The sequence below is a fragment of the Bartonella sp. AA168HLJHH genome (genome assembly GCF_042197365.1).
Classification (GTDB): Bacteria; Pseudomonadota; Alphaproteobacteria; order Rhizobiales; family Rhizobiaceae; genus Bartonella.
The window spans coordinates 1-24,305 of record NZ_JBHIRS010000008.1 but is presented as its reverse complement, the minus strand read 5'-3'; the positions used below and the strand labels follow the sequence as shown (position 1 = coordinate 24,305).

Annotated in this window: 19 protein-coding genes, 2 tRNA genes and 4 pseudogenes; 13 read left to right on the top strand and 12 right to left on the bottom strand. The window is 36.0% G+C overall.

Going from position 1 to position 24,305, the window contains the following annotated elements:
• Positions 1-774 carry an NAD kinase gene (locus tag ACFINM_RS06245; RefSeq protein ID WP_375612145.1) on the bottom strand — a complete coding sequence of 258 codons (774 nt, stop codon included), beginning with the start codon at positions 772-774 and terminating at the stop codon, positions 1-3.
• Between the two features lie 263 nt (positions 775-1,037).
• Between ACFINM_RS06245 and ACFINM_RS06240 the strand changes: the two genes are divergently transcribed.
• The 5 genes and pseudogenes from ACFINM_RS06240 to ACFINM_RS06220 all read left to right on the top strand — a co-directional run bounded on the left by ACFINM_RS06240 (position 1,038) and on the right by ACFINM_RS06220 (position 4,639).
• Positions 1,038-1,114, top strand: a tRNA-Arg gene (locus ACFINM_RS06240).
• 536 nt (positions 1,115-1,650) lie between these two features.
• A complete protein-coding gene (locus tag ACFINM_RS06235) occupies positions 1,651-1,842 on the top strand; it encodes a hypothetical protein (protein ID WP_375640919.1) in 192 nt (63 codons plus the stop codon).
• Positions 1,843-1,933: 91 nt separating this feature from the next.
• Positions 1,934-2,074 (top strand): YbfB/YjiJ family MFS transporter, encoded by a 141-nt coding sequence (locus tag ACFINM_RS06230; RefSeq protein ID WP_375630051.1) that lies wholly within the window; start codon positions 1,934-1,936, stop codon positions 2,072-2,074.
• Between the two features lie 121 nt (positions 2,075-2,195).
• Positions 2,196-2,760, top strand: a pseudogene (locus ACFINM_RS06225) (hypothetical protein).
• Positions 2,761-4,393: 1,633 nt separating this feature from the next.
• Complete coding sequence (locus tag ACFINM_RS06220; RefSeq protein ID WP_375612148.1) at positions 4,394-4,639, top strand: hypothetical protein; 246 nt, start codon at positions 4,394-4,396, stop codon at positions 4,637-4,639.
• A 966-nt stretch (positions 4,640-5,605) separates the two neighbouring features.
• Here the strand turns inward: ACFINM_RS06220 and ACFINM_RS06215 are convergent.
• A complete protein-coding gene (locus ACFINM_RS06215) occupies positions 5,606-7,174 on the bottom strand; it encodes a TerC family protein (RefSeq protein WP_375612149.1) in 1,569 nt (522 codons plus the stop codon).
• Positions 7,175-7,610: 436 nt separating this feature from the next.
• Here ACFINM_RS06215 and ACFINM_RS06210 point away from each other — a divergent pair.
• A tRNA-Lys gene (locus tag ACFINM_RS06210) sits at positions 7,611-7,686 on the top strand.
• A gap of 1,100 nt (positions 7,687-8,786) precedes the next feature.
• Here the strand turns inward: ACFINM_RS06210 and ACFINM_RS06205 are convergent.
• The 4 genes from ACFINM_RS06205 to ACFINM_RS06190 form a co-directional block, all read right to left on the bottom strand.
• Complete coding sequence (locus tag ACFINM_RS06205; protein WP_375630027.1) at positions 8,787-9,740, bottom strand: YbhN family protein; 954 nt, start codon at positions 9,738-9,740, stop codon at positions 8,787-8,789.
• Positions 9,741-9,755: 15 nt separating this feature from the next.
• Positions 9,756-11,507: a YbaL family putative K(+) efflux transporter gene (ybaL, locus tag ACFINM_RS06200; protein ID WP_375640918.1), complete on the bottom strand. Its 1,752-nt coding sequence runs from the start codon at positions 11,505-11,507 to the stop codon at positions 9,756-9,758.
• A 99-nt stretch (positions 11,508-11,606) separates the two neighbouring features.
• Positions 11,607-14,120, bottom strand: coding sequence for a protein translocase subunit SecD (gene secD / locus ACFINM_RS06195; RefSeq protein ID WP_375640917.1), 2,514 nt, complete (start codon positions 14,118-14,120; stop codon positions 11,607-11,609).
• A gap of 91 nt (positions 14,121-14,211) precedes the next feature.
• Positions 14,212-14,589, bottom strand: a complete 378-nt coding sequence (locus tag ACFINM_RS06190) for a hypothetical protein (protein ID WP_375640916.1) — start codon at positions 14,587-14,589, stop codon at positions 14,212-14,214.
• A gap of 180 nt (positions 14,590-14,769) precedes the next feature.
• Between ACFINM_RS06190 and ACFINM_RS06185 the strand changes: the two genes are divergently transcribed.
• From ACFINM_RS06185 to ACFINM_RS06165, 5 genes are all read left to right on the top strand, one after another.
• A complete protein-coding gene (locus ACFINM_RS06185; protein WP_375640915.1) occupies positions 14,770-17,145 on the top strand; it encodes a mechanosensitive ion channel domain-containing protein in 2,376 nt (791 codons plus the stop codon).
• Positions 17,139-17,411: a hypothetical protein gene (locus ACFINM_RS06180; RefSeq protein ID WP_375612155.1), complete on the top strand. Its 273-nt coding sequence runs from the start codon at positions 17,139-17,141 to the stop codon at positions 17,409-17,411. The genes ACFINM_RS06185 and ACFINM_RS06180 overlap by 7 nt, the downstream gene beginning before the upstream one ends.
• 560 nt (positions 17,412-17,971) lie before the next feature.
• Positions 17,972-18,913 (top strand): outer membrane protein, encoded by a 942-nt coding sequence (locus ACFINM_RS06175; RefSeq protein ID WP_375640914.1) that lies wholly within the window; start codon positions 17,972-17,974, stop codon positions 18,911-18,913.
• Positions 18,914-19,623: 710 nt separating this feature from the next.
• A complete protein-coding gene (locus tag ACFINM_RS06170; protein WP_375640913.1) occupies positions 19,624-19,812 on the top strand; it encodes a hypothetical protein in 189 nt (62 codons plus the stop codon).
• Positions 19,809-20,126: a phage integrase central domain-containing protein gene (locus ACFINM_RS06165; RefSeq protein ID WP_375640912.1), complete on the top strand. Its 318-nt coding sequence runs from the start codon at positions 19,809-19,811 to the stop codon at positions 20,124-20,126. Before ACFINM_RS06170 ends, ACFINM_RS06165 begins: the two co-directional genes overlap by 4 nt.
• 594 nt (positions 20,127-20,720) lie before the next feature.
• Here the strand turns inward: ACFINM_RS06165 and ACFINM_RS06160 are convergent.
• The 4 genes and pseudogenes from ACFINM_RS06160 to ACFINM_RS06145 all read right to left on the bottom strand — a co-directional run.
• Positions 20,721-20,941, bottom strand: a pseudogene (locus ACFINM_RS06160) (hypothetical protein).
• Positions 20,934-21,140, bottom strand: coding sequence for a hypothetical protein (locus ACFINM_RS06155; protein ID WP_375640911.1), 207 nt, complete (start codon positions 21,138-21,140; stop codon positions 20,934-20,936). The pseudogene ACFINM_RS06160 and the gene ACFINM_RS06155 overlap by 8 nt, the downstream one beginning before the upstream one ends.
• The gene (locus ACFINM_RS06150) at positions 21,073-21,300 is read right to left on the bottom strand and encodes a hypothetical protein (protein ID WP_375627820.1); all 228 of its coding nucleotides are present in this window, start codon (positions 21,298-21,300) and stop codon (positions 21,073-21,075) included. The genes ACFINM_RS06155 and ACFINM_RS06150 overlap by 68 nt, the downstream gene beginning before the upstream one ends.
• Positions 21,297-21,674 (bottom strand): annotated as a pseudogene (locus tag ACFINM_RS06145) (lysozyme); the annotation flags it as partial. The pseudogene ACFINM_RS06145 and the gene ACFINM_RS06150, both read right to left, overlap by 4 nt.
• Positions 21,675-21,715: 41 nt before the next feature.
• On the opposite strand from ACFINM_RS06145, the gene ACFINM_RS06140 reads away from it, so the two are divergent.
• Together ACFINM_RS06140 and ACFINM_RS06135 are read left to right on the top strand one after the other, a co-directional pair.
• Entirely contained in the window at positions 21,716-21,991 is a 276-nt protein-coding gene (locus ACFINM_RS06140; protein ID WP_375640910.1) for a toxin HicA, read from the top strand.
• Complete coding sequence (locus ACFINM_RS06135) at positions 21,981-22,298, top strand: type II toxin-antitoxin system HicB family antitoxin (protein WP_375633830.1); 318 nt, start codon at positions 21,981-21,983, stop codon at positions 22,296-22,298. The genes ACFINM_RS06140 and ACFINM_RS06135 overlap by 11 nt, the downstream gene beginning before the upstream one ends.
• A gap of 224 nt (positions 22,299-22,522) precedes the next feature.
• Here ACFINM_RS06135 and ACFINM_RS06130 read toward each other — a convergent pair whose 3' ends face one another.
• Positions 22,523-22,765: a hypothetical protein gene (locus tag ACFINM_RS06130; RefSeq protein ID WP_375640935.1), complete on the bottom strand. Its 243-nt coding sequence runs from the start codon at positions 22,763-22,765 to the stop codon at positions 22,523-22,525.
• A gap of 52 nt (positions 22,766-22,817) precedes the next feature.
• Positions 22,818-24,258, bottom strand: a pseudogene (locus ACFINM_RS06125) (phage terminase large subunit family protein); the annotation flags it as partial.
• Positions 24,259-24,305 lie beyond the last annotated feature (47 nt).

Sequence of the window (24,305 nt, the reverse complement as noted above, 5' to 3'; positions counted from 1 at the left end):
TTAATAGCGAAATTGTTCTGATAAAATGCGCTCATCCCATGAATGATTTGAGTCAAAAAGGATTGAAGCTGTTACTTCTGTTGCCATTGAAATAGTAACTGAATGAACAGATTTAACTTCAATATTATCTGCAGCAGCGTTTACAGGGCGTTTGTCAGGTTCAAGCATATCAAAGCGCACTGTTACTGTATCGGGAAGCAAAGCTCCATGCCAACGCCGAGGGCGAAAAGGGCTAACGGGAGTGAGGGCCATAAGGGGAGCCATAAGAGGTAAGATAGGTCCTTGTGCTGATAAATTATAGGCGGTTGATCCAGCTGGTGTAGCGACGAGGACACCATCACAACTTAATTGTTCCATGCGTACGTTGTTATCAATGGTGATGCGAATTTTTGCCGCTTGATAAGATTGCCGAAAGAGGGATACTTCATTAATTGCAAGCGCCTCGATAGAATCTTGACATTCAGATTTTGCAATCATGCGCAGGGGATGGATTTCTTTTTTATGTGCGGCAGCAATACGATTGGGCAATTTTTTTTCATGAAATTCATTCATAAGAAATCCTACAGAACCTTGATTCATACCATAAATAGGTTTGCCTGTGTTCATGACATCTCGTACGGTTTGTAACATTGTCCCATCACCACCGATTGCAACAACAATATCAGTTTCTTCCAGAGAAGAATGACCATAAACGGAAATTAATTTATGGGTAGCTTTGATAGCCTCCTCAGTTTCTGCGGAAATAAAATGAAAGCGACTTGGTAATGTAGCCATTTAAAAATTATCCTGATACTTATAATTTATGTTGTAACTTATTTTTGAGAGTTTTGAAGTTGTAATAAAAGCTCTTTTTATAATAAAAAGAGCATTGAATAAAGAGAAGTTATTTCAAGGTAAAGTATCATTAAAAAGTAAAAGGAATGCGTCGTTAGATAAATTACAAACGAGTAATTTTTTTATTAGAATGATAATTTAGCATTGAAGCTAAGAGTATGATTAGTTAAAAGACCATAACTGATTTTAATAATCAGTGCGAAGCACCCGTAGCTCAGCTGGATAGAGCGCTGCCCTCCGAAGGCAGAGGTCACAGATTCGAATTCTGTCGGGTGCACCAAATTTTTCAACTTTATATCATACTAAATAACAATATTATCTAAAAGAAACCAATTTCCTCTTTTATGAAAATGGTTATTTGAGTTGTTTATTAAGTTTTGCAGCGAATAAGCAAATGATTTTAAGAGAAGTAAAATTTACGGCTGCGTATATAATTTTTCGGTTAGTCATTTTGAATATCGAGATAAAAAAGCAAGGTTATCTAAATATGCTTTCAATTTAACTATAAACATTTATAACATAAAAATACATATTAATTCAATATGTTATTGTAAAACTGATCTGGCGATGTTGATAGTAGACCGCTAAATATATTGTTTTGAGCATTAAAATAGATAGCTAAATTTGCTTTTATTCTATTTTTGGAGTTAAAGGCTGTTATGGTGATATGGAACGCGGATGAGGAATATCATCAGTTAAAGGAATAATAAGGGGGAAAAAACAACCGTTAAGATTTGAATTGTTTCAAAATGCTGTATTCGATATGGTTTTGATATGGGTATCTGGTGATTTCTCTATACACCAATATTGCCAGTTATGTTGGATGAGGGATTGTTTACTTTTAATCAACTTTTTTATATACTGAACGCTAATTATGGTGGTTATTTAGTTGGGAGTATATTCTTTACGTTTGGCAGAATTGGGATTATATTTCTTGCTCCTCGCATACTATCTTGTGCAGCTATAGTGATGAGTGCACTTAATTATTTTCATGGCGTTAACACTTAGTCCTTTTGATCCGTTTTGCTGCTGGTGTTGCGAGTGTAGCAATGATGGTTTTGGGTTCTATTATGGTCATGCAGCATAGCCATATGGGCGGATTATTGCTTCGCTTTATGCAGGTGTAGGAGTTGGTATTCTACTACTAGGTAATGAATATGTTATTATTAGTTTGAACAGAGCGCTTGATGCAACAAACATTTGGTTTGGAGCTGGCTTAATGTCTGTTCAAAACTTTTAAAAACATACAGGTTTAATTATGATAACTATATCAAAAAACACCTCCGTTATTTCTTTCATTGCAACTGAAACCGCTCCTGTTAATCAGAAAAAACCATCCAAAATATGAATAGATCAATCAAATGGATTTCGTGACTGGTCATGTATACATATATTATCGCATTCGTGCTTTAAACGATTTTGGTGATGTAAAAAAAGCGATCTGGATGCTTTTATTGAAAATGAAAGCAATCTCTCTCATGATGGTAATTGCTGGGTTGCTGATAATGTCTGTGTTGTAAAATCTGGTTGTGTTTATGAAAATATAAGGGGCTATGGCAATGCTGCCATTGGTGGCTATGTGTATGGCAATACCCTTATATGTGATAAAACCCATGTGTATTTTGGTGTTCATGTTTATGACAATGCTCATCTTTCTTATAACGTTTGAGTTTATCATTAAGCGCGGGTTTATGGGAATGCAAAATTATCCGGTAGTGCACGTATTCATAGCAATGCCGCGGTTTATGATCATGCGGTTGTTAGGCAAGGTTTACGGCAATGCTAGCGTGGGGTGTCATACTAAGGTCTACGGCTCTGTTTATGGCTATGCCAAGATCTCCTGATTATATCGTGATTAGAAGTAATGTATATGGCAATGCAAGAATAAAAAGACATAGCGATTTATATTCGGTTCCCATAAATTGAGAGGTTTATGAAAGTGATGATGTTATCAAGATTGATAAACAGAATAAATGACAGACGTGGAGGGTGCTTCTTTGATGGTTATAAACGCATCATAAAAGAAAGCTGTGCCAATTGATATGACGCTGCTTTTAAATAGAGGTACTACAGATCATACAAAAGAAGTAAATAATGAATGCATGTATACAAAACGTATCATATTGCAAACGCTCTATTCTATTGATTAAAACTGATCAAAAGGAACGTAAATGACAGATATGATCTTTAATCACTCATTTGAATTACAGAACCTATAAACACTTTATGTATGGCTATAAAGCGTATTAAGAATAACGCTCGCATTTTTGAAGTGGTCATTTGACACAAAGTACATTATCAAAATGTCTCAATGCTTGGTAGGTTCATATCAAGACTCTCAAGAGAAAATGCGTATTAAGTGAATATTTGTAACAAAACCCGTTGTTTACATTTACGAACATTGGTTTTTAAAAGCAGCTTTTCATAAGATAATAAACAACCGCTTTTTATAAAATCTAAGGCTTTTAAACTGTTATAAATCTAGGTTTCAAACGTATTTATAGAGATATCATTTTATGTCTCTAAACGTTTAAACGTTCATGTAGTGAGGTTCTCATAAGCGTATTTTCACTTTGCATTTAAACTTAATTTCTCTGCAAATAAGCCGGTCCATATTTGGGCTGGCAAAATTAATCAGCCCAAATTTGAGCTCGTTAACTTTAGAGTAGAGCAGTCTTTAATATTGTCGCTTTTGACTCAAAATTGAGTAAAACACCATGCCTTTGTAATATGATTGCAATCCTTTTGAAATTTATCTACTTATCTTTGTCTTAATAAGTATACTCAAATTTGAGGGGACTTCATTTGGTTTCGTATTTTTAAACTGTAACTTTTAAAACGTTTTTTGCTTGTTTGCCTGCGTTATATCATTAAAAATCTTTTGATTTCTACGACATAACATTATCAATTTCATTACCTGTTGTGATGATAGTATCTATATAATGTCTGCTTATTATTGACTAACTTTTTAGTAAGCGGCGCTTTAAAATCGACTTGTCTTTAAATCCTTTTATGTGCCCTTAATGAATTAAAACCTATTCTATGATAGTTTCAAATGATTATTTCTTTTAAGGTTTAGCTCAAAAAAAGAGTAAACCCCATACCATTTTTTAAACGCATGCAATTTATGTTATCGATAATTTCAAACGATTACGTTTTTAATAATGCGATTTGTGTGTGATAAAAACGTATCATAAAATTTATGAACTGTTATGAATGATAGCTGCGTTCACTTCATTTGAATGTTTACATGCGTTTTATGGTCTATCCATACATGGTAATTGTTTATGAAAAATGGTTAATTAAATCACGTATAAAAGTGTAGATTTTAAATGGGATTCATATAGAATAATTGCACACAAACTATTGACTTTATTATATTTTTTTATGAATAAGATTCCATCTCGTTTAGACGTTGCAAAAGAAATCACCAAAGACCTTATTGATAAGATTCTTCTCTTACACGGCGTTATCACTTTTGTTTGCAAAAATCTGCTTCGCTTTTGACTTTTGATATGGATACAACCTCTTTTGAGGTAGAGCAAAGAATTTTTTAATCATGGAGAGTGCAACAGTGTTCTTCAAAAATCTTGATTGGTCTGTTGAAAAAATTAAAGAGTTAGATAATTATTCAGCATGTTATCAACTCCCAGATTGTGAAGTACAAATTCTTTATAATGACGCAATTATCAAAGATTATTCGCAATTTGATGTTGGAGTTTCGATTAGTACTGGTATTTTAGCTGCTGCCTGTATGGTAATTGATCCCTATCAATTCTCAGCACTTACAAGATCTACAACTTGATTTTTATAAAAAGGGGTTGAGAGTTTGTGAAGAAGGAATATATGCAGATTGGTTGGAATTAAGCTTGATTATGTCTTGAAATAGGCGATAGAAAAAATTGATCTTCATAAATGCTTTTATTCCAGATATGGAGCACCACCTTGGCGATAGAGTGAAGTTGGAGGCACATAAAGGTTATCAAGGTAGATGATGCAGATTATAGCTTACTTCATATTGGTGCACTGGCTTTATTGGGTGATGTTGCAACCTTACAATCTTATTATCAAAGTTTCAGTGCATAGGATCATTTAGGCTTTGATGAAAATACCCAACAGATTCATTTTGAACGTGCATTGGCTGTAGTCAAAGAAGTAGTCAAATCTAAGCAACACAGCTACGCTTTCATTGCAAAAGTAGTAAAAAATATGAACCATCTGGAAGAAAAACAAAGTTCTTAATAAGAGCTTTCCAGAGAGGTGGAGTTTCATTCTTGGAAGGAAAAAAATAGCTAAATTTATCGAAACAAAAGCTAAGGAATAGCTCCTTAAGAAATATCAAGAAGATCTAAAAAGATTATAGGAGCCAGAGTCTGGTTTAAAGATGCCATCATCAGTTGAGTGAACTCAACAATGGTGGAGTTTTATCCATTGGCGGAAATCTGATGTTTGAAAGAGGCTTTCTTGATGTGAAGGTAATATTGTAATAAATAATTATTATAAATCAATATGTTGTATATATTCATTGTTTTGAGATTAATGACCATTGACAAATAATTTTGCACCATTTTCTCTCTTCCAGCTTTTCGTCAATCATCAATGAAAATTTTTTATAATGGAAAGTTCATTAATAATATAACTTTTGTATGTCATTATTTTACGCTTAAAAAAAATATAAAAATAATGAAATGCAATTGAGTTATCAGCTGCTTATTCTTTTCAATTTTTAATCATAAAAAAATCTTTTTATTCATTTTGCTTATAAAAAGAATTAGCTTTTTTCTGGTGATACAAGTGGAGAAATAAGGATTTTAGATATGTTTCTGCGTTCCATTTCAATCACTTTAAAGTGTAAACCATCAGTTTCAAAACTTTCTCCCTCATTTGGTAAATGACCAAACTGCCAAAGCATAAAGCCTGCCAGAGTCGTATAACGATCTGCTTCATCCACAAGGTTACGTCCAAGATAACCACTTAAACGGCGGATATCAGCATATCCCTCAACAAGAAGACTGCCATTTTCAAGTTGTTCTGCGATCATGAGTTCTTCATCGTCATCAGGAAAGTCTCCTGCAATAGCTTCAAGAATATCGGTTGGTGTTGCAATTCCTTCAAAAGATCCATGCTCATCAACAATAATTGCAAGCTGAATCGAAGAATGACGTAATTGCTCCATCAATCGTAAAACACTTGTGTTTTCATGAACAACGAGGGGTTCTCGCATAGCTTTTTTCCAATTAATCTTTTTCCCCTCAGCCAAATTCAAAAGAAGATCTTTTGTCAATGCAACGCCAACAAATTCATCCACTTTTTCACGCGCAAGAATTAAGCGGCTATGTTTAACCTTTTGTAATTCTTCACGCATTTCATTTTCATCAGCATTTAAATCTAACCACTCAATCTCATTACGCGGCGACATGATAGAGCGAACAGGGCGATCAGCTAAATCGAGAACACCACGAATCATCTCCTTTTCTTCTGGTCTAAACAATTCAGAAGCTGCGGCCTGTTCAGCAATAACATCTACAGTCTCAGCAAGGTGACTATCTTTGCTTCCTCCTCCTAAGAGCCTCAAAACAGCATCAGCTGTTCTACTGCGTAGATCATTCGTTTTAATCATTTTTTCACGGTTACGACGTCCAATTTGATTAAAAGCTTCGATGAGAACAGAAAAACCAATAGCAGCATACAAATACCCTTTTGGAATATGAAAACCAAATCCTTCAACAATGAGAGTAAAACCAATCATCATCAAAAAACCAAGACAAAGGATTACAATAGTGGGATGACGATTAATAAAACGCATAAGAGCACCAGATCCGCACATCATTACTCCCATAGCAGCTATGACTGCGATATACATAACTGCTGCCTGCTCTTTTGCAATCATACCTGTTGCGGTAATAATACTGTCTAGTGAAAAAACAGCATCCAGCACCACGACTTGGACGATTACTTGCCAAAAAACAGCATAACCAACGCCTGTTTTTCTTTCATGTGATACTCCTTCTAACCTTTCATGTAATTCTAGCGTTCCCTTTGCGAGCAAAAAGGCTCCACCACCGATTAAAATAAAGCTATGCCAACTAAATACAAAAGATGAAAGTGAAAGAATTACCCTATCGAGTCTCATAACCCATCCAATAACGGTAAGAAGGAAAAGCCGCATAATTAATGCTAAAGTAAGACCTATAAAGCGTGCGCGGTCACGCAAATGCAGTGGCAATTTTTCAGCTAAAATTGCAATAAAGATAAGGTTATCTATTCCTAAAACAATTTCGAGAAAAACCAGCGTGATCAAACCAAACCACGCATGGGGATCAGTGATCCATTCCATCATTCATTACCTTTTAGAAGCTTAAATGCGCGCGATTGACAAAAAAAATTCATAGGCTTTTATTCGTATATTGGATCATGAACATTGAATGTAAAAAACTTATATTCAAAGAAAAAAACAGCACAATATTGCTTGAATGCATGTGATTGTTGATAAAACAAAATGATGCCCCATCCCGCTTACAACCACAAGAAGGTTCTTCTAATTTTCGCTCGGGCATTATGCTCGATAATCCTCTAACTATAGGTTCTGTATAACAATCAGAACATTTATTTATAAAGCTTCTTATAATGAGTTTATTTTTATATAAGATCAAGTGGTGAATATCATATTTTTAACCTTACAGACAATGAGTTCATATAACAAACAACAAAATATCTAGACATCCACTCTTAGGAGCGTTATAGAAACGCTCATTCTCATTTTTTGAGAAACTTATGGGTGATTAGCTCAGTCGGTAGAGCAGCTGACTCTTAATCAGCGGGTCGTGGGTTCGATCCCCTCATCACCCACCATTTGGTTTTATACCGTAAATAACTTATTGATTGCGTAATTTTTTTAAGGTACGATTTTCTAAATAAAATTGGGCAGTAGGATTTCCCCATATCTGTTTGTTTAAAAGTGAAGATTGTTGATATGGCTTAGTCATCGGTTTTTGTACTTTTTAGGGGACTCAAAGAACTTCCAAAGGACATTTAAAGATCTTTTAATGCGTATTGTTTCTTTTTTTAAGTTGCAATTGGTAAGGAGAAGCTTCTTACCGACAATTGTGTTATTTAAAAAGGGGTATAAAAATCAACAGTTTTCACTTCTTTTAATATAAATTGATTAAATTTTTTTTGGATTTTTAGCATATTGTTTAAAGACAGAAGAAACTTTACACTTTAGTTGTGTCAGCAGCGTGGATATTTTTTGATAACTCTCCCGCTTAAACAAAAAACTTCTGTAATAATCATCAGTATTCCAAGAGGGTAAATCAAGATAAAATGAAGTAGTTAGCTGGACATACAAGGAATAAAATTATATCAATTTAATTGTTTAAAGTTAATACCTGTTAAACGAAAGACAATAAACTTTAATGAGGCTTAAAGTTTTAAAATATTAAGCTATGTGGTTACGCTATGCTGTCTTTCCGTTAGCTAAACCTCTAAAAATATAAATATTAAGAAAGCTACTTAGATTCATTATAATATATTGATTTATAAAGAATTGATTATTCTTTGTTTGAAAAAACTTTACTATCATAAACTTCTTTTGTTTCAATCCTTCTTATAATAAATTAATTAAAATCATTCATTTGTGCATCATAAATGGGATTAACGTGTGGATAAAGACTATTGAAGAAAGGCATGAAAATAATTCTTATTAATGTTCTTAAGTGCTAAAAGTTATCATAACATTGGAAAAATAGTATAATGGCGCAGGCTTGATCTTTTATTAAGTATAAAGTTGATGGTGCAACAATAGCTTTACTATTATACCATTTATGGGTACTGCTGTGTAATGGAGAAGAGCGTTGAGAGAGGTTTCTTAAAAAAGATATGTAAATTGGCAACACGATGGTGTTTTGTTCTTTTATAGGTACACAAAAAAGAAGTCATTGATAGCCTTTTATTTATTCCGGTGGTGTTTTGGGGACTCTTTTCCAATATTGTCGCGCCTCAAAAATGACGACCACAAATAATGAAAGGATGAGCGGTATAATCAAATAAAACATTCTAAAGACAATAAGCGCTGCAATAACATCGGTTGGATTTATATTGGGCATGCCTGTTATGAAGAGAGCTTCAAGAACTCCTACTCCTCCTGCTGGAGCATTAGAGAGAAGAGTTATCGTAAAAGACGCTAGGAAAACACCAAGAACAGATATAAAATGAATATCTGCGTTATGTGGGAGAACAGCATATATAATTCCTGCTGCTCCTAAAAGCTCTAGAGGGCTAATGAGAAGCTGTTGAATAACAATTTTCAGCCGTGGATAGGAGAGTTGAATTTTTTTACCTAAGCGTAAGGGTTTTAACTGAAGCCAGCTGCCAAACGTATAAAGTGCTATACAGCTGAGTAAAATTGCTCCAGCCGTTGTTCCGAGCCATTCAGGAAGTTCTTTATGAATGAGGGTGATAATTTCGGGTTGCAGCACCAAAACGATTCCCAAAAGTAAGATTGTGCCGATTACAAAAGTAAAAGAGCAAAAACCTACTAATATTGCGATTTCTGTTCCGTTTAATCCTTTCATTTTATAGGCGCGATAGCGTACAACGGCACCAGAAAAAACTGAAGCACCGATATTGTGTGAAAGAGCGTAGGTTGTAAATGAACATATAGCGATAAAAATCCAAGAAATTTTATGGCCTAGATGTTGCAAGGCAATTCGATCATATCCAGCAAGAGCAGCATAAGCTAGGAGAGAACATAAACAGGCTAATAACCAGTGCTGTGCATTTAAATTGCTCAAGCGCTCCAATACATCCCCAAATGAAATGGCAGAGAGCTTCATGTAAAGAATTCGAATAGATACCAGCATTGCTAAGATACCAATCAATGGCCATATAAATTGCTTTATTTTCACGATTCTGTATCCATTTTATGTTTTCTGTAAATTTTCATGATTGAGCATATTCCTTACAGATCTTCGTTCTGTTATATACTCTATAATGCCATTGGCAATTTCTTCATCATCTGTTACTACAACATCAGCACCTAAATCAATGAGATATGTTGTTTCTGTGTCGGATAATGCATGTGTGATTATCTGGATATCTTTCTTCATATCACGGATATTCACGATACATTCTCCTACTTCAATGGTACTTCGCATTGTAATAACAACTTTATGTGCATTATTTATATTTGCTGCGTTCATTATTTCTTGTTGAATGATATTGCCGCAAATAGCCTCAAAGCCATCTGCAATCGCTTTATCAGAGAGGCGTTTTGATTCTTCTACGATCACTATAGGTTCATCTCTATTTATTAAAGATAATGCAACACACTTACCGATACGACCATAGCCAATAATTACGATATGGTTGTTTTTTAAGGTCATCGGTAAAAAATCTTGGTCAGGATCTTGTGGATCAATATCAATAATTGTTTGGGTATTTTGTGAAGATGCAGAATTTTTTTCTAGACGTTTTTTAATTTTATTACAGGCAAGGAAAACAAGAGGATTGAGCAAAATAGAAAAAATTGCTCCTCCAAGAATTAAATCATGAGCGTCATTGTTTAAAAGTCCTAAGCTTAAACTTAAACCAGCAAGGATAAAGGAAAATTCTCCGATTTGGGCAAGGCTTGCAGAAATAGTCAAAGCTGTTGCATTAGAATAGCGAAAAGCTTTAACGATGAAAAAGGCAACAGCAGATTTTCCGATTACGATAATGAATAAGGTTGCTAAGAGAGGGAAAAAATGAGTTAAGAGTTTCTCGGGGTCAAATAACATGCCTACAGAAACAAAAAAGAGAACAGAAAAAGCATCGCGCAGTGGTAAAGATTCTTCCGCGGCACGGTGGCTTAATTCTGATTCGCTCATGACCATACCAGCAAAAAAAGCACCAAGAGAAAGAGAAACTCCAAATAAATGAGCGGCTCCGAAAGCTACTCCTAATGCAATAGCAAAGACGCTAAGACGAAATAATTCACGTGATCCCGATTGTGCGCTCATTTTTAAAAGCCATGGGATAACGCGTCGCCCAATGACGAGCATAAGTGCAATAAATACAATTACTTTTAGGATAGTGAGACCAAAAATACCCCAAATACTTAAATCCAACCATTGAACAAGAGGATCCAACGCTTCTTTTTTGGTATTGCTGAGGGCACTTGCCAAGGAAGGGATGAGGACAAGTATAAGGACCATTGCTAAATCCTCAATAATCAACCATCCAACGGCAATGCGTCCTTTTTCTGTTTCAATAAGATGACGCTCTTGCAAAGCACGTAGCAGGATAACGGTACTTGCTATGGATAAAGCAAGACCGAAGATCAAACTTCCACTAAAGCCCCATCCCATAATCAGACCAAGGCACAAACCTAGAAAAGTAGAAAATGCCATTTGTGCAATAGCAGCGGGGACAGCAATAGCTTTGACAGATAAAAGGTCTTTTAAGGAAAAGTGGAGCCCAACACCAAACATCAGCAAAATAATACCAATTTCAGCAAGTTGATTAATGATGACAGAATCTATTTTAAATCCGCCTGTATTGGGTCCCACAATAACACCAGCTAACAAATAGCCTACAAGGGGTGAAATACGTAAACGGCTAGCAATCATTCCAAAGAGAAATGCTAAACATAAGCCTGCAACAATAGTTGTGATAAGTGGTGTGTCGTGGAGCATGGATTATTTACTATTCTTGATCAAAAAGCGAATGAATGAAAACGACTATATTTCTATGAGAAGAGAGGCGAGATGTACCATACGCATTAAAGGGCATTTTTATTTCACTTTGATATTTGCACGATTATTTCGTTCACGCCACCAATTTCCTAGCAGGAGTAAAATAGGAGCAGCAATAAAGATAGAGGATGATGTTGCAATAATAATCCCAAAGACCATGGGTAATGCAAAATTATGAACAGCACTTCCACCCCATATCGCCATGGGGAGCATCGCAAGAATTGTTGTGGCTGATGTAAAAAAACAACGTACAAGAACCTGATTAATTGACAGATCAATCAGCTCGCGCAACGGCATTTTTTTATAAAGACGCATATTTTCGCGCATCCTATCATAGACGACAACTTTATCATTTATAGAATATCCAACAATTGTTAAGAGTGCGGCGATAGCCGTTAAATTAAAATCAAATTGAAACAAAGCAAAAAAGCCAATCATTTTTGTGGTGTCTAGAATGAGAGTGATAATTGCTCCAATGGCAAAGAACCACTCGAAGCGTAACCATATATAAAGAGACATGGCAATAGCCGCAAGAATAACAGCAGTAAAAGCAGCTGTGGCAAGCTCACCTGAAATTTTGGGACCAACAACTTCTATTTGATCGAATGTGGTATCGGGATAGATATTTTGTACAGCTGTTTTGACCTTATCAATGGCGGTGGTTTGTTGTGCTTCGCCACCGCTTTGTTTCTGCATGCGAATTAATACGGTATTTTCGTTATCAATATTTTGCAAGGTAACTTCACCAATATTAAGAGTAGAAAGCTTGGAACGCAGAGTTGCTAGATCTGCTGGTCCTTTCGTGGTAATACTCATTTGGCTTCCGCCAATGAAATCAATACCAAAATTCAATCCAGGCTTAAAAAAGAGAAAAACTGAAGCCATTGATAAAACAATTGAGACGCCAATACCAATGAAACGTGCTTTCATAAAGTGGAAAGTTGTGTTTTGTGGCATGATGTTGAAAGCAGAGTGAATATGCAATTTTTTAATTTTCCATTTACGAACGATCCAAATCATGATGATGCGTACAATGGTGATATTTGTAAACATGGAGATGATAATACCAAGCAACATTGTTACGGCAAAACCACGAACTGGGCCTGTGCCAAACCAAAATAGTAAGACGGTCGCTATAATTGCTGTAACATTTGCATCAACAATGGTTGCAAAAGCGTGTTTAAATCCACGATCTAGGGCTGCAAAAGCACCCACACCTTTTCGACTTTCTTCACGGATACGTTCATTGATAAGGATATTAGCATCAACGGCAATACCGATGCCTAAAATAATACCAGCAATACCAGGCAGCGTAAGCGTAGCACCCAAAAGACTCAGTGCAGCAAATGTTAAAATTGTGTGCAGAGCTAGTGCTATATTGGCAATTAATCCCCAAATACGATAGAGAAGAAAAATAAAAATTGCAACAAGAATAAAGCCAATTATGCCGGTGTAAAGTCCCATTTGGATAGCATCAGCACCAAGATTTGGACCTACGGTTCTCTCTTCAATGACCGTGAGTGGTGCGGGGAGGGAACCAGCACGAAGCAGAGCAGCCAGAGTTGAGGCTTCTTTGGGGTCAAAGTTTCCTGTAATTTGACCTTGTCCATTGGGAATGACACTATTGATGGTCGGAGCGGTTAAAACTTTATTATCCAGAACAATGGCAAAAGGACGGTTAATATTTTGTCGTGTTATATCGGCAAATATTTTTGCGCCAGCGGAATCTAGCGTAAATGAAATAATGGAACGTCCTGGTATTTGGGGGTCAAAACCTGCACGGGCATCTTTCAGGACATTTCCATCTAAAGCAATTTGATCATAAATTGCATAATGTTGTGTTGCATCAGTGTATCCAGGGAGAATAGAAACACCTATAGGGGGATTATTGGGGTCCACATTAGAAGGAACAAGATGAAAACTCATCTTAGCGGTTGTTCCTAAAAGATCACGCAGTTGTTTTGGATCTTGTAGTCCAGGCAATTGGACCATAATACGATCATTTCCGACCTTTTGGATGGCTGGTTCTGAAACACCAACTTGATCTATACGACGACGGATGATTTCTAAGCTTTGTTCAATAGCATTGCTGATACGGTCTTTTATACCAGCTTCTGTTAATGTGACGCGGAGAGTTTCATTTTGAGCACTGATCGTGATGTTATGTTCTGTTGTGCCAAAGCTACTGTGTATGGGGGTTATTAATGTTTTCAAAGCAGAGAGTGCTTTTTCAGTTTGCGATGGGTCAGAAATAAGGGCAATAACGCTATCTTCAACGATACGCACACTTGAGGTGCGGATTTGTTTTTCACGCAATACATTGCGCACATTGCTTAAAACTATATGTAACTGATCGCGTTTTAACGTTTTGCTATCAACCTCGAGCAGGAGAGAAGAGCCTCCTTGAAGGTCAAGACCAAGTGCTACACGGGTGTCGGGTAAGAATTTCGAGTTTTTAACTTGTTCGTGTGAAAATAAATTGGGTAAGGCAACATAAATGCTGCTTAAAAGAATAAAACAATAAAGGGTAGTTAACCAACCAGGTGTACGCATGATATATTCCGTAAATAGGCAATCTAACAGTTATTCAAAGTTAAAAGCACAAGTAAAATAAGATGATCGTTTTTATATTCAAGGAAGAGAATTAAGTGTGTTCATTGGGAGGAGCGCGTTTATTTGAGAAATATTGTGTTTTAACGTTACGAAATCGTGTGTCAACAGCTGGAATCTTTATTAAAAAGAAATCCAATGTTAGGATTTTTTGAAAGGTCCTGATAAAAATAGATTCTGTATGGAGTGTTACAAGTTTTTTGTTTTCAGTTGTGGTAACATTCACATGGTCACACTTATGATGTAAATCAAGTCTATTCGTTTTAATGACATTATTGGTGTGTGATTGTTTGATTAAATAAGCACGTGTTTCTAGGTTGCTCGTCAAGAATACACCTAAACTGGATAGAAAAATCCAGGTTGTCAAAGGAAGAAAATCTTCTTTTTTGCAATAAAGGTGCAAAAAAAACATGCTAGAGTGCCTTCTTTAATCTTATTGAGTTCAGCTTATTTATCATTCTTTTATCTTATTACCAGTATTATAGGATAAGGGAAAGCTTTTATAAGATTATTCTATAAAAGTTGAAAATATCTACTTTATACCATATTTAAAAGAGAAAAATAAAATCCCTTTTGTGCTCATAAGGTAGATATGTATTCATTTTGTAGAAAAAACATCCACATACTTTTCCTTCTTTTGGGGATTATCTTTGTATTTAATTCTGGTGCATGGGGTAATAGGGGGGCACAAAATACAATTGTCGAACAAACGATAGCTTCTTATTCAGTTGATGAAATTATTCTGCAACAACAGTTGATTATTAAGACTCTTGAAGAAAATACTGAAACTTTAAAAAGAGATTTTGATAGAAAGCCAGAAGATGAGCGTGCTTTAGAAGAATTACGGTTACGTGCACAAGATATCAGTGAACGTGCTATTGAGGCAGCATTTGTTTTGCGTCCTCCTCTTAATGAGATTAATACACTTCTTGATCAATTAATGGAGCTCCATCGTGACGTGAAAAAACTGAAAAGCTCTGTGAAGGAATATTCCTATTTGATAGAGCAAAAAGCTAAAATTAACAGTATCATGCTTCGTTTTGAAGCAATTTTCTTAGCGGCAAATAGAATAGCTGAACTTTCTATTTCTCAATCTCGGGAGCTTTTTAAACGCACGCTTACGTATAGGCTTGAGTTTTCGATTCCGATGGTTAAACATCTCGTCCAAAAAACAAAAGAGGCTTCATCAGATTTTCTTGTGTTGTTAAATTCTTGGTGGAATTTTATATTTTACTTCAAGTTTTTACAACTATTTCTTTGCTTTTTAATTCCACTTTTTATTACTTTGGGACTTTCGTATTTTTCTCAAAAAGTTCTTGTTCATGTGTATTGCCACTTTACGAAGTCTAATGAGGAAATATCTTATTTACAACGCTTATTGATCGCCTTTATTTCAGTTCTCTTACCTTCACTTGTATGTATTCTTTGCGTTTATCTTGTGTTGTTTTTGTTTCGTAGTTTTAACTTAGATCCAGGTAAGCTTACAACAGTTTTTTATATGATAGGTTGTCAAATTATTTTATTATTTTTAATCAATCGATTAGCTGTTGTTCTTCTATCATCGAATAGGCCCCATGTGCGTCTTCTCAGTATTGCACCATCGTCTGCTTATCAATTAGTGATTTTACTCACTTCTTTAGGGGGTATTTTGGCATTTGACGCTGTTCTTGATAGTATTTATCAAATCATTTCAGCGCCTCTATCTTTAACAATTGCTAAAAGTTTTATTGCTGTTTTTCTTGTAGCGATATTGCTATTTATAATATCATTTGTACCTTTGCGGTTTAGACGTAGGCGTGTTCAAGAAGAAAAAAAAGAGCCATACTTTTGGCCATTTTATATACGCATTCCTCTTATTGGCTTGGGGTTACTGCTCTTTGTATTGAATTTTTTAGGTTACGTTGGACTTGCGCGTTTTATTACGCAGCAAATTATGATTGATGGAGCATTTTTAGTTCTCATGTATTTAGGAATACAAAGCGCTCAAGCACTTGGAACTAAAGACCAATTTATGAAAACAACGGTTGGTCATCTTTTGATGCAGAGGTTTCATTTAGAAGAAAAAACGATGAATCAATTGGGAGTTTTTGTGAGCGTTTTTCTCAATTTATTTGTTGTTATATTTTGTGCAATGCCAATTGCTGTACAGTTTGGATTTTCCTATTCTGATTTAAAAGCAGTTTTGTGGCAATCGGTGACCGGTTTTCAGATTGGAAATATTAGTCTTTCTTTGATTTCTCTTGTAACAGGAATTATTTCTTTTTGTGTTTGCTGGTTTCTTATTCGCCGATTTATTGGTTGGTTAGATAATGTGGTGTTGGTTCATGGAGAGTTCGATTCTGGTATACGTAATTCTATCAAAACAGTGATAAGTTATGGAGGCGTTGTTGTATCTGCTTTGACCGGATTATCAATGGCAGGTTTGGATCTTAGAAATTTCGCTCTTATTGCTGGAGGACTTTCACTTGGTATAGGTTTTGGTTTACAGAATATTGTCCAAAACTTTGTCTCTGGACTTATTATTTTAGTTGGAAGACCATTTAAAATAGGGGACTATATAGAATCTGGATCAGTAGGGGGTGTTGTTAAGCGTATTAGTGTGCGTGCAACGGAACTTGAGACAATTCAGCGTAAGACGATTATTATTCCCAATTCAAGCCTTATTAATAACAACGTTAGTAATTGGACACGACGTAATAAAGTAGGACGAATTGATATACCAGTTACTGTATCATCTAAGGTTGCTCCAGAGCATGTTGCTGAAATTTTGTTAGAGATTGCTTCTGCGACAGAAGGCGTTTTAAAAAATCCTATCCCACAGGTGAGTTTTACAGCATTTGATCGTAAGAGTTTTTCCTTTAATTTGGCTATTTATGTGCCTAATATTACCTCATCTTCTCATGTAACCAATGCTCTTCGATTTAGCCTATATAAGCGTTTTGCTGAGGAAGGAATCTTAGAATGCTGAAATATACTTATATTTTGATTACAGTTATTCTATTAAGTATTTTTACCATAACAGCTTTTGCTGCAACAGTGAAGAATACTGATTTAAAGATACAATCTCTTATTGTTGTTGAAGGAAGTATACCTTCAAAAATTTCTTTAAATACTCATCAAACAATTACAATTTGTATGAAGGGATGTTTTATAACTTTTCCTAATAAAGACCGTTTTGCAATAAAGGCAGATGATAATATAGAAATCAGTAGGGGAAGAGCAATTTTTAAATAAAATGATTGAGAATTTTTGTTTGGGGACAAGATTTAGAAGGATAATGATATTGTGTGTAATTAATAATCTCATCCTTTAGAAAATGGTAAAAAAAAGTATGATTTTAGTATAAAATGGGTGTTTTTTTATACTATGTAGAATCTACAGTATGCATTTTGGATGTACGAATATTGAGATATTTATAATATTGTTAATGAACGTCGATTCTCTAAAAATAATTACATCATTTTTAGAATTTTTTCATTAAAAAATGCATAAAATATACTATTTTGTGATTTTTTTGCGGTATTTTTAATACAAAATGTTTTATATTTCCTCCTTTTGAAAAGATAAAAGGTATTTTTATTAAATCTTTATTATTTTAAGTAATCATTATTATAATATTTTAAAATTTATTTGATAATATTAAATTTTGATGTAATGATATATTATTATAGTAGTAGATTGAAATGTAAATATAAAGGAGTACATGCGATTTTGCGGCATAAGATTTTATAAAACTTTGTTTTTCTAAATGTGATTTTTGATTATATTTAAATTTAGCAATGGGGTATAATTTTATGAATACAAAATTTATAACAGCATCTGTTTTTTCTTTGATTTCACCTTCTATAGTACAGGCTGCAGATGTGGTGGCTCACGAAGAGCCATTACATGTTGCCTCAGAAGTTGTTGCTTCTTCACCTTTTTCTTGGGCAGGTTTTTATTTCGGGGGGCAAGTTGGTGGCTTTTCAAGTAAGACTTCTGCAATAACGCGTGATGTTGATATTCCTCTCTATCCCGATGAGGAGAGTAAAAGTAAACCATGGGTGCCTGTCGAGAAGCAGTATATGCCTGAGCTTTCTGGATTTATAGGTGGTTTTTATGCGGGTGTTAATTTTGATCTCGGTAATAATTTTATTGTGGGGATTGATACGGATATGCTTTTAACGGAAAAAAAGGATACAAAAACAAGATTTCATGCAGATGAATCAAGTGCTGGTGGAACTGAAGGATCCGGCACTGAAGGATCGGGTACTGAAGGAACGGGTACTGATACTGAGGAATTAGGTACAGAAGAAAAAAGTCGAAAAAAGGCAAAAATTGTCAGGAGAAAAGGTAGAGGCTTTTCTCGCTCTTCTGCAGAGGATAAAGAAGAGAAAGGCAGTTTAACGTTTAATCATACGTTAAAACAAAAATGGACAGGTGCTACACGGGTGCGTGTTGGGTTTTCTACGGGGCGTGTGATGCCTTATATTGCTGGTGGTGTTGCTTATGGACAGTTTCAGGATATTTTGTCGACAGTAATTACGGGAGGTGAGCCATTTAATAGGACATCGGATGTAACAAAAACGATGATTGGTTATACTCTCGGTGGTGGTGTTGATTTTGCAATGACAGATCATCTTGTTGTGCGTGCGGAATATCGTTACTCAGATTTTGGTAAAAGGAAATTCAAAGACGAGATTGAAGTTAAGTATAAGACGAATGATTTTCGCGCAGGAATAGCTTACAAATTCTAATTTTGTAGGATAAAGGAGCTTAAATTTAAGAGGTCCTATTTCTTTGATAGGGCCTTTATTTTTTAATTTTATGCATTGTAAACACTATTTTATGGTGAAAAAAGGGGGGCTTTGACTTTGAGTGAGAATGAGGAGGTAAGGAAGAGTTACTCAGATTCTTAATTGTTAAGAATAAAAAATTTTTAGTTCACGAGGTGTGGTTGAAACATTTGTTGGCAAAGAAGGATTGCTTCGTCTTTCATATTATTACAGTTATCACTTTATAATACCGTTATAGAGTTGCAAACAGTAAACTTAAAGAGAGTTTTTACTATCTAAGTAATGAGAAAATAAAGAAAATTCATATAGAGTGGTGCGGACGGCGTGCACGTTTGTGCAACAATTTTTTCTTCCCTTAGAACTCTCTACAATATCACCTGATAGCACAGTTTATCTTTTTTCTGTTTAATAACTAATTGTTTTTATTTTATTTTATTTATTAAATTGCCTTTTATATATAATCTTGGTACCAGATGAAAGTGCTCCAAGTGCAATTCAAAAGGTGGTTTTTAAAAGGTGGTTCGGAAGAACGTGATAGACCGTCTATCTTATCTGTAAAAAATCTATCTAAAGGAAAATATGCTGACAGAGCTGGTTTATGGCTTATCAAAACTACACCAGATCAAGGATGATGGGTTTTTAGGTTTGACCTCAATAAAAGACGACGAGAAATGGGATTAGGCTCTTGTCGCAATGTATCTTTAAAAGAAGCACTGTTCAAAGCTTTAGCTTATCGTGATCTTTTAGATCAAAGAATAGACCCGATTCGCCGAAAACAAAAAGAAAATTTGCGTCGGGCAGGGGAGATTTCTTTACGAGAAATTGCCTCTAGTGCTTTTGAAACCAAAAAAACGAATTGAAAAATGAAGGAAAAGCAGCAAGCTGGTTAACACCTCTTGAGTTACATGTTTTTCCTAAACTTGATGATACGCCAATCATTGAACTGACGCAGATTGATATAAAAGGATGCATTTTTCCTATTTGGAAAACAAAAAACGAAACAGCAAGTAAAGCTCTATCCCGCTTGAATATAGCTATAAAACATGCGGTGGCACTTGGTATAGATGTGGATATGCAATTAAAAGCAAAAGCTTTATTAGAAAAGTTTATTCAAAATACCCAAAATATTCCAGCTATGCCATGGAAAGAAATGCCTAAGTTTTTTCAATCTTAAAATGATGAGCTTGTATCACATCTAGCTTTAAAACTTCTTATTTTGACGTTTTTTTTATACCAATCAGGTATATTCAGAGATTTATGGATCAATATGGATTATCCCAAAAGAAAATATGAAGAGAATTGTTGGAAAGGTTTCTGATTTTCATGTGCCGCTCACAGCTGAAGCGCTTGCTGTTATTGAAAAAGCAACAAAATGGTTTTTTATTTGTTGAGAGTTTTGGAAAGCCTATATCTGATGTAGCACTTTCTAAATTCATGAAAAACAAAGGTTTTAATTATAGACTTCATGGTTTCAGATCGATTCTGCGGGACTGTATAGCAGAGACAACGTCAACACCATTTGAAATTGCAGAATCTGTTCTTGCGTATTCAGTTGGGAATTCAGTGACAAAGGCTTACATGCGGACGGATTTTTTAGAATAGCGCCGTGTTCTCTCAGAACAATGGGCGTCTTTTATATCTGGAGAGGCTTGATAATTGTTATGTCTATTGTCGCGTCAGGTGTCTAAGAAACATTTAAGCGATTAGCGGATAGATTACGATATAATCTCTCTTTCCTCGCTTTAAAAGCGGGAAGGGGGTAAAGCTTTCAGTTTTTGGTTAGCCACTGTTTTATAATGTGCAAAGATATTGTCTATCGCATCCATAAGGCGTGCAAAATCAAGGATAAGCAAAAAAAAGAAAAAATGCTATCCACTTCATCAAACGAGACATCATTTTCACACTTTGATAGGTGATGATCATTTCTTGAAGTATTTCTTTTTCTGATTCTGTAAGCTCTGTGTGTTTTTTGGATTTTTTTCTAACCATGTTTCCACCCACACAAGCGTTCACCTAGATTATTGTGCTTTAAGATCTCTCTTGCTAAGTTTGAACTGATGGTGTTCAGATCTTGCCTCTCTAAATAAATTGGCAACCAACCAACACAAGAAGAAGCGTATTTATTTGTCGCGCAACCAGTCAGAGAGAGCAGTACGCACATCAGCATCACTTTTTTGATTAACTTCACTTTCCACCTCCAGACGTGTTGTGGCTGCTTTTAAAGCTTTTTCTGTTTGCTTTTGTTGCTCTGCTTTTTTCCCAAGAGTAAAAGCTCTTGCTAAAATCATAAAAAAAGCAGCTAAAGCCGCGCCTATTAACAGCAGATTTCTTTTCATCCATAAGATCATAGGCGGTGTTCCTGAAAACGTTTGGCAACAAAGAAAATACCAACACATGCGGCTAAAACCATAATGGTTGCCAAAGCCCATTGGATTGGTCCATTTCCTGCTAACAAACCACCAAGCCCAGAAAAAGAACCAATAATCGGTGCAAGGGCTTCGGCTTTGAAAACCCCCGTTGGTGCTTGCGTTTCTACTGTTTGATAATTGGAGGAAACATAAGCCCCTTTTGCCCATAAGCCTGTTTCTGCCGCACGCCGGTGTGCTAAACCTTCAAGACGCTTTCCGCCTGCTTTGGTCCATTTCTGTAGCTCGGCAGGGACAGCTTCATATTCACCTTGATTGAGCTTTTTTAACAGTGTCGAGTTACAAAAGGCTCTTGTTAGTTGACGCTATTTCTAAAAATGATTGATTAGGATTAATAATGATACTATTATTGGTTATAAACAATAAAGTTGAAAAAATAATCAGCTTGATGAAAGCATCACCAAAGAACATCAAGTTTTCAGATTTGTTGGCTGTGTGTGTGTACATTTTTTTTGGAAAACCGCGGAACAATGGTAAAAGCCGCTTTGTTTTTAAAACCCCGTGGCTTGGTGACCCCCGTATGAATATTCAAAAAGATTCTGGTAACAAAGCAAAAGCTTATCAAGTCAGACAAGTCTTACAAGCGATAGAAAGGATGAAACATGAACAATAATCATTATACATATCGTGTTTTGTGGTCGCAAGAAGATGAGGAATATGTTGGATTGTGTGCAGAATTCCCATCCCTTTCATGGTTAGATGCTCAAGCAGAGAAAGCTTTAAAAGGTATTATGGACCTTGTTTCAGAAGTTGTTGAGGACATGCAACATAATGGAGAAGAAGTTCCTCTGCCTTTGTCTCATGGTAAATATAGTGGCAAGTTTCAATTAAGAATACCACCAGAACTCCATAGAAAACTTTCAATACAAGCCGCTGAAAATGGTGTTAGTTTAAACAGATACATTTCTTCTAAGCTTTGAATCTTTTAAAAATCTATACGTACTAAAAGAAAATTAATTCTTATGAAAACCTCTAAATTAAACAAATACCCGTTTTCAAGACGGATGAAGAAGCAGAAAACTTTGTTGATACTGCAACCTTACTGATTATGACTTAACTGATTTTAAATCTGTTCATTTTGAATTCTTACCTAAAGAAGCCTCTTGATCTTCTCCCCACCTTTAAAGATGGGGAAGGGAGGTACTTAAGCAACCTTTTTAATGGGGTTTTCTAGATCTGGTTCGTAAGCTCGCAATAAAGGCAACATAACTGTAGGAAACTCTGAATCGCCAAAATCTGTAAGAGCTGCCAAAATCTTTGTAATATTAGGCACTTCATCTTGAAGTTTAAAAACTAAAGCTTTTTCCACCATGCTCATAATCTCAATTATGGCAGTGCAATCCTCATCTCCAATGCTGTGATGATTGGAAAACTGAAACAATGCTATTCATAAATCGCACAAAAAATCGATACTGGTATTCATTGCACACCCCCAAAGATTTTCTTTGCCATACTGCACGCCATCTCGCTTGCCCCTTAATGCCCCCAGATACGCCGCTCCTCACGGGGGCGCACGTAATTATAAACCGCCTGTGTATGTCTACCACCGGTATCAATACAAGCAGCTGTTATCCTAATCCCCTCTTTATAGCTTGGATGTGGCCAGCGTTTTGCAAGATATTCATCCAATTGGTCCCATACTTCAAAAGAAGAGGGATCACCAAGGATCACTTGATAATCAATATGCCAACTTTCTTCACTACGCCCCCATCCCACCACTTCAAGTTCCAAGCGGTCATTTTGCACATCAATACCAGCTGTCAACACGACGGATTGTTCTGGTGCAAGGGGATAATCTTCGCGTTTTGCATAGAGGCTATCAGGATCAATAACTTCGCCTGTTCTGTCCTCCCATGGCTCTCCAAGAACTGTATTGACAAAAGGCTGTAGAAGAGCTGGATCATCCTTGGCATTTAAAAACTCTCTTGCACATTCCCCCCATGTAAGCCAAGGAGAATAGAGTGCCGAAATATGATAAGAACGCAAATTGGGTCTGCTTGACTCACTGGTTGGGACCCAGCATGCGCCTCTTTCTTCACACATGAGATCTGTTTTTCGGTGCTCGGCATGCTCATGACCACAATGCGCACAAACAAACACAGCTTTTTCAGGAGCCCCCTTCGGCCATTTGATTTGTGACCAAACAATCGGCTGTAGTGTACCACATGCATCACAAGGCACGTTGTAATATCGCTGGTCTCCTAGTACAAAATCCTTGGCAATACGGCTTGTGTCACGGTGGGTGGGTGTGGACAATTTAAAAATCTTTCTCTGCACAAAGGTTGAGGTCCGCTTTTCCGCAATCATCACCGGATCACCTTCGTTATCCACACTGAGAGGATAGGCATCCACCTCATCTAAAATCAGATAACGAATAGGCATGGAACGCAAACCAGCTGCACTGTTTGCTCCTGTAAGCATCAATGCCCCACCATCAAACTCTTTCGAAAACATAGTATTACCGCTGTCGCGTGCCCGCGCTGGGGCAATGCGTTCGCTTAAAGCGGGGCTTGCCATAATCATTGGATCAAGACGGGTTTTGGACAATTTCTTCGCTGTCTCAACCGTTGGCATCACATAAAGAGCAGGTCCCGGACTATAATGAATGGCATAACCGCAGAAATTTAATCCTGCTTCTGACATGCCGATCTGCGCCCCTTTCATGACAATGGTTGTTTCAATTGGCACGTAGGAGGAAAGATTATCCATGATTTCACGCAAATAGGGGGTACGCTTTGTTCTCCAAAGCCCAGGCTCAGCACTTGCTACCGTGCTAAGGTATCTATTCTTATCCGCCCATTGCGAAACCGTGTAGGGTGGGTCCGGTTGTCTTGCATTATTGGCATGGGAGAAAAATTCTTCGACTGCATTGTCATCCATTATTCGTTTCTTGCAAGTTCTCTAACTCTGGAGAATGAGGATCATGA

Coding starts and splice junctions, on each gene's coding strand:
- ACFINM_RS06220 (WP_375612148.1), top strand. CDS start 4,394: ATGGAGAGTGCAACAGTGTTCTTCAAAAATCTTGATTGGTCTGTTGAA.
- ACFINM_RS06135 (WP_375633830.1), top strand. CDS start 21,981: ATGAACAATAATCATTATACATATCGTGTTTTGTGGTCGCAAGAAGAT.
- ACFINM_RS06185 (WP_375640915.1), top strand. CDS start 14,770: ATGTATTCATTTTGTAGAAAAAACATCCACATACTTTTCCTTCTTTTG.
- ACFINM_RS06235 (WP_375640919.1), top strand. CDS start 1,651: ATGTTGGATGAGGGATTGTTTACTTTTAATCAACTTTTTTATATACTG.
- ACFINM_RS06215 (WP_375612149.1), bottom strand. CDS start 7,174: ATGATGGAATGGATCACTGATCCCCATGCGTGGTTTGGTTTGATCACG.
- ACFINM_RS06175 (WP_375640914.1), top strand. CDS start 17,972: ATGAATACAAAATTTATAACAGCATCTGTTTTTTCTTTGATTTCACCT.
- ACFINM_RS06245 (WP_375612145.1), bottom strand. CDS start 774: ATGGCTACATTACCAAGTCGCTTTCATTTTATTTCCGCAGAAACTGAG.
- ACFINM_RS06190 (WP_375640916.1), bottom strand. CDS start 14,589: ATGTTTTTTTTGCACCTTTATTGCAAAAAAGAAGATTTTCTTCCTTTG.
- ACFINM_RS06180 (WP_375612155.1), top strand. CDS start 17,139: ATGCTGAAATATACTTATATTTTGATTACAGTTATTCTATTAAGTATT.
- secD (WP_375640917.1), bottom strand. CDS start 14,120: ATGCGTACACCTGGTTGGTTAACTACCCTTTATTGTTTTATTCTTTTA.
- ACFINM_RS06170 (WP_375640913.1), top strand. CDS start 19,624: ATGGGATTAGGCTCTTGTCGCAATGTATCTTTAAAAGAAGCACTGTTC.
- ACFINM_RS06150 (WP_375627820.1), bottom strand. CDS start 21,300: ATGATCTTATGGATGAAAAGAAATCTGCTGTTAATAGGCGCGGCTTTA.
- ybaL (WP_375640918.1), bottom strand. CDS start 11,507: ATGCTCCACGACACACCACTTATCACAACTATTGTTGCAGGCTTATGT.
- ACFINM_RS06140 (WP_375640910.1), top strand. CDS start 21,716: ATGATACTATTATTGGTTATAAACAATAAAGTTGAAAAAATAATCAGC.